The sequence below is a fragment of the Sulfurimonas sp. genome (genome assembly GCF_032250635.1).
In the GTDB taxonomy this organism is placed as follows: Bacteria; Campylobacterota; Campylobacteria; order Campylobacterales; family Sulfurimonadaceae; genus Sulfurimonas.
The window spans coordinates 1-10,244 of sequence record NZ_JAVVFL010000061.1; the positions used below are offsets into that span (position 1 = coordinate 1).

Here is a 10,244-nt window from a genome sequence, read left to right on the forward strand (position 1 = left end):
TGAGTGATAAACAACTCCACCCGTATCCGTATCTTCGTAATAGACTCTTATTTGCACTCTATAATCCCCTATTTATCTATGTTCCAATCATCATTATTTTCAAACTTGACCATAAACTTGTCTATTTTAGCTATTTTCTTAAGCCTAGTCTCATCATCTTCTTGAATGAACTTTGTATATATTTTCAATGTAATAGAAACATCTTTATGACCTAACATTTTTGAAACCCAAGTAATATCTGCACCTTTTGATATAAGTTGCGATGCAAAAGTATGTCTCAAATTATACAATGGTCTATCTTCAACCCCACTTTTCTTTAATATTTTATCAAAGTTCACTCCAACTATATCGTGAGCATAAAATGGTTTTTTTGATTTATTTATAAATATATATTCATATTTTCCAGTTAATTCTTTTTGTCTTGTCAACGGCGGAGTTAAAAAATACTTCTATATTTGATGCGATAAATCGTGAAAATTCCATGAATGAGGTTCTTTGCAAGGATGATACACAGCTTAAGGTCGTAGAGAAAATATTAAATGAGTTCAGAGAGATAAAATAAAAGTAGTTAATGCTCTCACAAGATTCTATGTTGCTCCGCATCTAACAATCTACATAGTACATATAAGTGCCAACGATATATTTTGGATTGTTTCCTACAATTTTATTTGCTTTATGCCACCATGCCCAACATTGGAAGAAACATAATAAGAAACGACTAGAATATTTAAAGTTTGTTACATCCATATGTTAATCAAACCTATCTTCACTGTTTGGAAGGTATCACTTCATCCTTATAGGCTCAAGCGCAAATTTTTCTAGCCATTAATTTTGCTGAATATTATGCTCCCTAATTGCTTCTAAAAAAAGCTATGTAAACATTCTATTTTCTTCTTCTTCAAACTCTTTATTTTTTGCAAAATTTATTTGAGTAAACTGCATTTTTTAATCTAAATCTACTGAAGAGTTTTTTTGATCATCATGTGAATTGGTATTTGCCTAAAATTAGCGCTTGAACAGGACTAAGCCTGCCAAGCGGAAGATACAATATTCATCATCTCTGTATTGTTTCTTATTGTTTCATTATCAATTTTGTGCATGCCTTTTTTATCTGTAGAATATGCGTTTAGTTGCTGTATAACCATATCTACATCTTCATTAGTCAAGAAACTTCCATCTGCAAGTTCAAATTTTTCAATCTGTCTGCTAATTTCATCTTGATTTTTTATTTCAATTGTGTCTTTATCTCCATATTGAAAGAATAAATCTCCATGTTTCATTATAAAACTGATATCCTCTTTATATATTCCTTCTCCAAACTTAACAATATCATAACCGGCATCTTCTGACTTTCTACCTTTGCCTTTACCATTACCTTCATAATCATCAATTGTTGACTTTTGATTACCTATTTCGAAGAAGTATGTATCATCTCCTAAAGCACCTTCTAGGTTATCAGACCCTAATCCACCAAACAAGAAGTCATTACCATCACCACCGAAAATAATATCATTACCACTTCCACCGATTAACATGTCATTTCCAGCTTCACCATACAATTTGTCATTTCCACTCTCACCATAAACTGTATCATTGCCATCACCGCCATATAAACGGTCATTACGTTTTCCAGCAATAAGAAGATCATCTCCGCCAAGACCTTGTAACTTATCATTATTGTCTCCACTAAATAATATATCACTATTATTTGAGCCAATTAAATAATCTCTATGTTTATTTCCTATGATAAGATTTTTCATATCTTCATCTGCCTCGATTCTTCCTCTCCACCAAGATTCATCAGCGTTTTTTATAATATCTTTACCTAAGTTTATATCTCCATTAGCTGTTGTTATTGTTTGTACACCTGAGTCTACATTTATAAAATAATCTGTTATAGTAATTAAACCTTGATCTTTTACGCTAATCATCATGTTATTACCATCTTTAGCAAATGAGAGACTAGTTTGACTTATTTCATTCATTACTAAAGTATCTTCTCCGTTATCAGTAATAACTAAATCTCCACCTTCATAGATGTAACCTTCTACCGTAAAATCTAGTCTACTTGTTACCGTACCGCCAGCTCCATCGTTTATTAAAATAGTTGCTGAATCAGTTCCGTTAAACGAGCCATCTGCCTTATAGTGCCAGTTTCCTTCACTATCTATGGTTACTACCCCATTTGAAGCCTGCGTTGCTACTGTATATGTAAGAACATCTTCATCCACATCACTAGCTTCAACCTTACCTTCAAGATCACGAATGTTAGTTAAAGTGAACGCTTCACTCTCTAGTGCTACAATCGGTGCATCATTAACTGCTTCTATATCGAAAGTAAGTGTACTTGTCGTGCTTAATCCATACTCATTTGTAACTTTTACTACAACTGAGTCTGAGCCGTTGTAGTCTTGGCTTGGATTGTAGTTCCAACCTCCATCTGTATCAACACTGAAACCTCCGTTTGCTGTGGCTGTCAGGACTTCATATGTTAATACTCCGCCTATTGGGTTTACAACATTGAATATTCCCTCTGAAGGATTGTCTTCTAGAAGGTTGCTTGTTGAATCTGTTAGAGTTGGAGTTGTTACTTTTGCGTCGAAAGTCAGAGTTTTTGTAGCAGTTCCTCCGTTTCCATCATCTACTGTAATTACTGCTGAGTCTGTTCCCATATAAATACCATTTACGCTGTATGTCCATGCGCCTGTTTCATCTATAGTAACTGTTCCGTGCTCGGCAGCTGTTGTAACTGAGAATGCCAATACATCTCCATCTACATCTGTTGCTTCTACTTCACCTGTCTGTTCTCTTACATCTTGTAGTATAAATGCTTCAGTAGCAACTGTAACCGGTGCATCATTAACCGCTTCTACATCAAATGTAAGTGTACTTGTCGTACTTAATCCGTACTCGTTTGTAACTTTAACTATTACTGCGTCTGAACCGTTGTAGTCTTGGCTTGGGTTATAACTGTAATCACCATTTTCATCCAAAGTAAATGTACCATTTTCAGAAGTTGTGATAATTTCATAAGTCAATGCTCCGCCAACTGGATTATTTACATTTAGATTATTAGTTGAGAGGTTGTCTTCTAGTAAGTTAAATGTAACTGTACCTATTGATGGTGCTGAAACTTTAGCATCAAAGTTTAAAGTCTTAGTTACGCTTCCGCCTTCTCCGTCATCGACTGTAATAACTGCTGAATCAGTTCCTATATAAGTATCTTCAACGCTGTATATCCATGTTCCAGTTTCATCTACATTCACCGTTCCATGTAAAGCAGCTGTTGTTACACTGTAAGTTAAAACATCTCCGTCTTCATCGGTGGCTTCGACTTGTCCTCTCTGTTGGCGGATGTCTTGAAGAGTGTAATTTTCTTGTTCGGTTGTTATCGGTGTATCATTTACCGCTTCGATGGCAAGTTCAAGTACTGCAGTGGTACTTAATCCATATGTATTGGTCACTTTGATAGTGACGCTGTCATTGCCGTTTATGTTAGCAAATGGGGTGTAGCTCCACTCTCCGCTTTCATTAACACTAAATTCCCCTTTAGTCGTAGTATTTAATATTTCATATGTCAATACTCCACCTATAGGATTAACAACATCAAGCATTCCCGTTGACGACGTATCTTCAAAAAGATTTGCCGTTGTATTGGCTAATGACGGTGCAGATACATCTATGTTAAAATTAAGTGTTTGTATAATCACTCCTCCGTTCATATCATCTACCGTAATCACGGCAATATCTTCTCCCATGTATCCATCTGCCGCCGCATAACTCCACGACCCGTTTGCATCAACACTTAGCGTTCCGTTTGCAACATCGGTTGCTATAGTATAGCTGAGTGCATCACCGTCTGCATCACTCGCCCCTATATTGCCACTTAGAAAGCGGATATCTTGGAGCGTATGAGATGTCTCCAAAGCAGCTTCGGGGGCAGTATTGTCGATAATAGTAAAGTGCAAAGCTCGTTCAACACTTCCACCATTACCGTCACTAACGCGAATAATCGCACTATCTTGCCCGTCATATCCATCAACAGTCGTATAAGACCATCTACCATTTTCATCCACACTGAGCTCTCCATGAGAAGCTTGTGTCTCTATAGCGTATACAAGTGTATCTCCATCTATATCATTAGCTATGATTTGACCATCGTCTGTTAAAGTATTACGCAACGTTACTACAATATCTTCCCCTTCGATAGTAGGGGCATCATTTACACTTGCTATATTTAGCGTAATCATAGAGCTAGAAATAGCCCCATATCCGTTGGTTACCGATACAACAATACTGTCTGAACCATGAAAATTTGGATTAGGCATGTAGCCCCATTCTCCCGTTTGTTCATCAATTGTAAATATACCATTAGAAGTATCGGAAACAACAGCATAGATTAAATCAGTTTGTGAAATATCTGTGACACTCAGACTCCCTTCAATCGCCGTATCTTCATCTGTTTGAGCCGATAAATCGCCTAGTGTTGGTTTAAGGATATTTGAATAATCAACACTTATACCTTCCGCATCGGTTATACTTTCGATACGATTTTCACTAGCTAGCCATGAAACAGCCCTTAATGTCGAACCGTCTTCCAGACTGATAAGCAAATCTTCTCCATCTAGTGTGAGAGAAACATTCGATGCATTTATACCTGCTTTAAAGATGATTTGATCCGCACCGCCACTATCTATGACTCTATCTTTTCCATCACCTAAGCCAAATCGGTAGATATCATCTCCATCTTCGCCATAGATTGTATCATCTCCCAAGCCGCCATCAAATATTTCACTTTCAGCAGTTCCATAAAGCGTTTCAGATTCATCGCTGCCGATAATTTTCAGATGTGCCTGCGCAAAATCTACCATCCCTAAAAGATCCATCGTACCACCGTTATCGAACACAAAATGTTCAATCGCATTGCTATAATTTAAAATAGTAATTTTGTCACTAGCGGTGTCAAAAGTGTGTCCTTCTTGTGTCAAGGCTATAACTAAATCTTCTCCAACGATACGCGCAATAATGTTCTCTTGTGTAATTCCCTCATCGAAATGAAGGGTATCTTCTCCACCTTTTTCATCAATTAAGACATCTCCGTCACCTTTAACAAAATAGTAATTGGTGTCTGCGTTGGCATATGCTAATGCTTCTTCCATCGTATAACGCGTATCTTTAAAATAGAAATGTTCGATTTTTCCGCTTGTATATCCATCTTTAATAGTTATGCTTCCAAAAGCCTCTCCAAACGGCGTTAGAAGTTCTCCTACTTCATCGTGAATATGGATGATCATATCATCTGCAACTCTTTTTATAGATATACGAGAGATATCCAAATCACTAAAACGGAGGGTGTCGGGAGTATATTCGCCACTTCCTGCATCTATAATAGTGTCAACACCATCCCCCCATGCGTAGCGATAGACATTTTGTGCAGAAGCCCCTATAAGAATATCATCTCCTTGTCCCCCTACTAGCACATCATTACCGCTTTTTCCATCGAGGATATCATTCCCCTCTCCGCCGACAATCTCATCAATCCCTTCCGTACCGATGATTGTATCATCGCCGCCGCTCATATACGCTCTTACTCCATCTAGCGCAGAGAAGTCTAGTGTTTCTGCCGAGCTTGTGCCGAAATAGCGATTACCGATATGACCAACAAGTGCACCGCCCTCAAATCCGATAGCGATATTGCTTTGTGCCAGCAATCCGGAAATAGTCGGATTGCTAAAATATTCAGGATAGATATCTGCAAGGACACTCACATGCTCACGCTTAAGCAACGAAGCCAATAAATTAACAGACAAAAGCGTTTCCGTCGCACTTGCCGCACCCCCAACAACACGACCTAATGTATTGTTAAGCGCATTATGTAAAAAAGTACAATTTGGAAATCCTTCACCATAAAGTTTATCAGTGATTATTTTGGCAATCGTATCATAACGAAGTGCATTATATTGATTGAGTACTTCGGCAATTACTTCGACACTGTTGCGCTCTTCACTGTTAAGTCGTTTTCCATAAAAATTTTCAACAATAGCGATTTTTTTCTCATCACTATCACTGAGATTGCTATAAGCAATCGTATCGGTTCCATCATAACTAAACCACACATCACGGACAATTCCATCACCTGATGTATCGATATAGTTTGTCTCATTTGTGATTATATTTCCTGCCTCGGTGATTTGAGTGAAAGTTGTACCGTCAGCGCGGGAGAGATTGATAGCGTTAATACCATTTTCTGCGAGCGTTGAGAGCTCTCTTGCGTCGTTTTTACCGTTTTGGTTTGCGTCAATCCAAAGTCTTAGAGTACTGAATTTTTCATCTGATGAATCAAGCACATTATCACCGTTAGTATCATACTGAGCCATCGCATCGTAGCCGTCCGTTGCATTTGTACCGTCTGCTTTTATCGTATAATTACCGAAAAGTTCAGCACCGTGGGTAATCACTCCGTCATTATCTAAATCAACGGCAAGGAGAGCATCTCCGAGATCACTCCATGCAGTGTGTTCACGACGACCGTCACCGTCATAATCGAAATATGCATTTGAGGCACTTAGTGAAGTAGAGGTTACACCGTCTCCATCAAGATCAAGGACAATCGGAGGAGTCGCATTAGCACTTTCTCCTCCAAAATCATATAGTGCCCACTCCTCGATGATAGCATCTATGTTTGCCTCAAAATCGGCTAGATTTCCAGTCTCACTAAGATTTTGAAATTCGCTTACACTTAATGCCAAATCAGATTTTTCATTCATCGCTTCTTGAAGATTGATAACATTCCCCTGACCATCAATACTCGGCAATGCTTTGATATCGTCACTAAGTGTTCCGTTATATGTGTATTGTGTATCGAGAGTATCGCTTTTGAGCCACACGTTGCTGAGCATTCCGGTATATCCTACTCCCTCAAACACCGTTTGAGCACTTGCCCCGTCAAGACCGCTTCCTGTATAGCGGCTTTGAAGAGTTAATGAGTCGATTCCTGAATCTTCCATTGATTTGATTGAATCTATTTCTAGCGTTGTCTCGGTCGTAAAATCATCAAAACTGTCGCTGAAGCTTCCCGCATCCGCGATTTCCCCATCGGTTGATTGGATGGTATCATCACTTAGAGTCTCAAACCAAAGGTCACGCACAATTCCATCCGTTCCATCACTCTTAGTATAAGTTGTTTCATAGCTGATACGATTGCCATTTTCCGTGACACTGAGCGGGTTTGGCAAAAGGGCAATCGATACGATACCGTTCGCCGTAAGTGTACTGAGCTCATCTGTGCTACTTTGTCCATCAAGATTGGTATCATTCCAGAGCAATAAATCGTTAAAGTTAGCATCTAAACTATCTATCCTGCCGTCATTATTACTATCATAGAGTTGCATCGCTGCATAACCGTCTGCCGCCGTTGACCCATCAGGGAGTTTAGTATAATCTCCAAATAGTTCACTGCCGTCATTAATGATGCCATCACTATTTACATCGACCGCAAGGAGTCCGTCTCCGCGTTCAGCCCAGCCAGTGCGTTCACGCAGACCGTCAGCGTTATAATCAAAATATACATTATTACTTTGAGTAGATGTTGAAGTGATACCGTTGCTGTTTAGATCAAAAACGATAGGAGCAGCCTCACCATAATAATTTTGACTTTGTGGAAGATTAAAATATTCCGCTATGTTATATGTTGTTCCATCAGCAAATTTAATAGTTTCTACAGCTTTGGAATAATAACTTGACTCCCAACCTAAAATACGGATTTTATCACTTAGTTCTTCAAAGCTTTTTCCTTCTTCTTTAAGAGCTACAAGCAAATTTCCTTCTTGAACTTCTACGATAATATCGTCAATGGTTATACCATCACCAAATTGTATAATATCCTCGCTATTTGAACCAAAATCATTTATAACATCATAGCTGTCACCGCGATTGAACACATAGGTATCGTCGCCGTAACCGCCGTGAAGTATATCATTACCTGTTCCGCCTATGAGGGTATCATCTCCGTCATTAGTGTAAATCTCATCATCTCCACCTAATGCATCAACACTATTATCTTCGCTGCCATAAAGTAAATAATCATCTCCCTGGGTAGGATTAAGCAGGTAAGAAAGATCGATTGCGCTTCCATCATTTAATAACAAATGTTCGATACGATTATTTGGCTGATACCAGTTTTGAAGTGTAATTTTGTCTGTCAATGCATCAAATTCTACACCGTCCTCTTTGATGGCTACAATAAGATCCATTCCTGATTTTTGGATAATAATATCCTCGGCACCAATTCCTTCTCCAAGCTTTAAAGTATCATTGCCGCCGTCATAATTATCGCGGTAATAACTGTCGTAAATCACATCTTTTCCGTCTCCGCGGTTAAAAATATATGTGTCGTCCCCTCCATACCCCTTTAGTATGTCGTCTCCTTTACCGCCTGCAAGTGTGTCTGAAGAATTAAATCCGTGAATTACATCATTTTCATCGCTATGGGTATGTACTACGATATCTGCAAAGCTCCACTCAGTACCGTCTGCAAATTCAAACTTTTCTACTCGGTAATCATAAGAACTACTATAGGTATAATCTCTTCCATAATATTCATAATAATACGCACCGTTTTGGATTGTAATCTTATCACTTAGTTCTGTAAATATTTTTCCATCTTCTTTAAGTCCAATTATAAAATCATAGCCATTTTGCTTGATGATAATATCATCTACCGTAATGCCCTCTTTAAACCTAAGAACATCAAAACTATTACTTTCTGAACCTTCAATAATCGTATCTCTTCCGTCTCCTCTACCAAAAAAATAAGTATCGTTGCCGTTTTGCCCGTAAAGTGTATCATTCCCGCTTCCGCCGTTTATAATATCATCATAGTTTGTTCCCATTACCGTGTCATTACCACTTTTAGCATCAATATTGACTCCATAACGAACACTAGATAGATTAATAACATCATCCTTCTCAGTACCTGACTGGAGCGATAACATATCAGTATAGTCAAAAGTTGTTCCATCTGTAAATTCTAAAGCTACAACACCGCGACTGCTGTTCCAGTTTGTAAGTACTATTTTGTCACTAAGTTCATCAAATGTTTTGCCCTCTTCGTTGATAGCCAAAATATAACTGCTTCCTGAATAACTGGCGATTATATCGTTTTTGGTAATTCCATCGCCAAATTTTATGCGGTCAGCGCCGGCGTAGTAGTTGGTATACTGAGTATTGTAATAATAATTTATAATATCTTGCCCGTCTCCACGATTATAAATGTACACATCATTACCTTCACCGCCGTCAATGGTATCGTTACCTATACCTCCGGCTATGACATCATTTCCACTGTTTCCATTAATGGTGTCATTTCCGGCTCCTGCCTTGATGGTATCGGCAACGGCGGTTCCTCGTATTTGATCATTTCCGTCAAATGCACCGTAAGCTTCTAGGTCGTTAAAAGCTATCTCTTCTCCATTAGCAAAAACAAACTTCTCTATTTCATTGCTCATATCAAATGCATATGCTATTTCAATAGTATCATTTAGCTCTTCAAAGTTTTTACCATCTTCTTTTAACCCTATAATCAAATTGCCGCCGATATTTTTAAATACTAAATCCTCTTTGACAATACCTTCACCAAATAAAAGAGTGTCAACACCTCCGTTAGAATATTCATAAATAGTGTCATGCCCATCGCCGCGGTTGAAGAGATAGGTGTCCGCCCCTTTGCCTCCTGCGAGGTAATCGTCCCCGATTCCTCCGATAAGCTGATCGGCGGCATCCGTACCGATAATTTCATCACTTTCAAGCAATGTTGATCCGTTTAGCCCATCAACTCCTATCACGCTATCAAGCTCTTTTATGCTGATTGTACTTCCATCGGCAAATACGAATGATTCTACCATGTGCTGAGCTTTGAGGTCTTTTATAACGATTTCATCATTCGGATAATCTTTAAGCGTAATAACTAAATCGTTCGAAAATTCATCCGCTACCATCAACGCATTGCCATTGACATCAAAGCGCTTAATTTTTGTAGATTCATAATTATCTGCCCAAGTGATGACAAATCCACCGTTTTCAAATGCAGTCACAGAAGGGTTAATTTGGCTATTTAATGGTGATTCATTTACCATAAACTCTTCATTTACCGGCGTACCGTCTGTATTATATATACGCGCTTTAATATTGATATTACTATTATTTGTCCTATCTTCCCAGCAAACAACATAACCGCCGCCAGAGAG

2 protein-coding genes are annotated in these 10,244 nt (G+C 38.4%); both read right to left on the reverse strand.

Annotated features, from left to right (window positions below):
- Positions 1 to 68: 68 nt before the first annotated feature.
- Positions 69 to 428: a tyrosine-type recombinase/integrase gene (locus tag RQ763_RS05275; RefSeq protein ID WP_314151611.1), complete on the reverse strand. Its 360-nt coding sequence runs from the start codon at positions 426 to 428 to the stop codon at positions 69 to 71.
- Between the two features lie 594 nt (positions 429 to 1,022).
- Positions 1,023 to 10,091, reverse strand: coding sequence for an Ig-like domain-containing protein (locus RQ763_RS05280; RefSeq protein ID WP_314151612.1), 9,069 nt, complete (start codon positions 10,089 to 10,091; stop codon positions 1,023 to 1,025).
- Positions 10,092 to 10,244 lie beyond the last annotated feature (153 nt).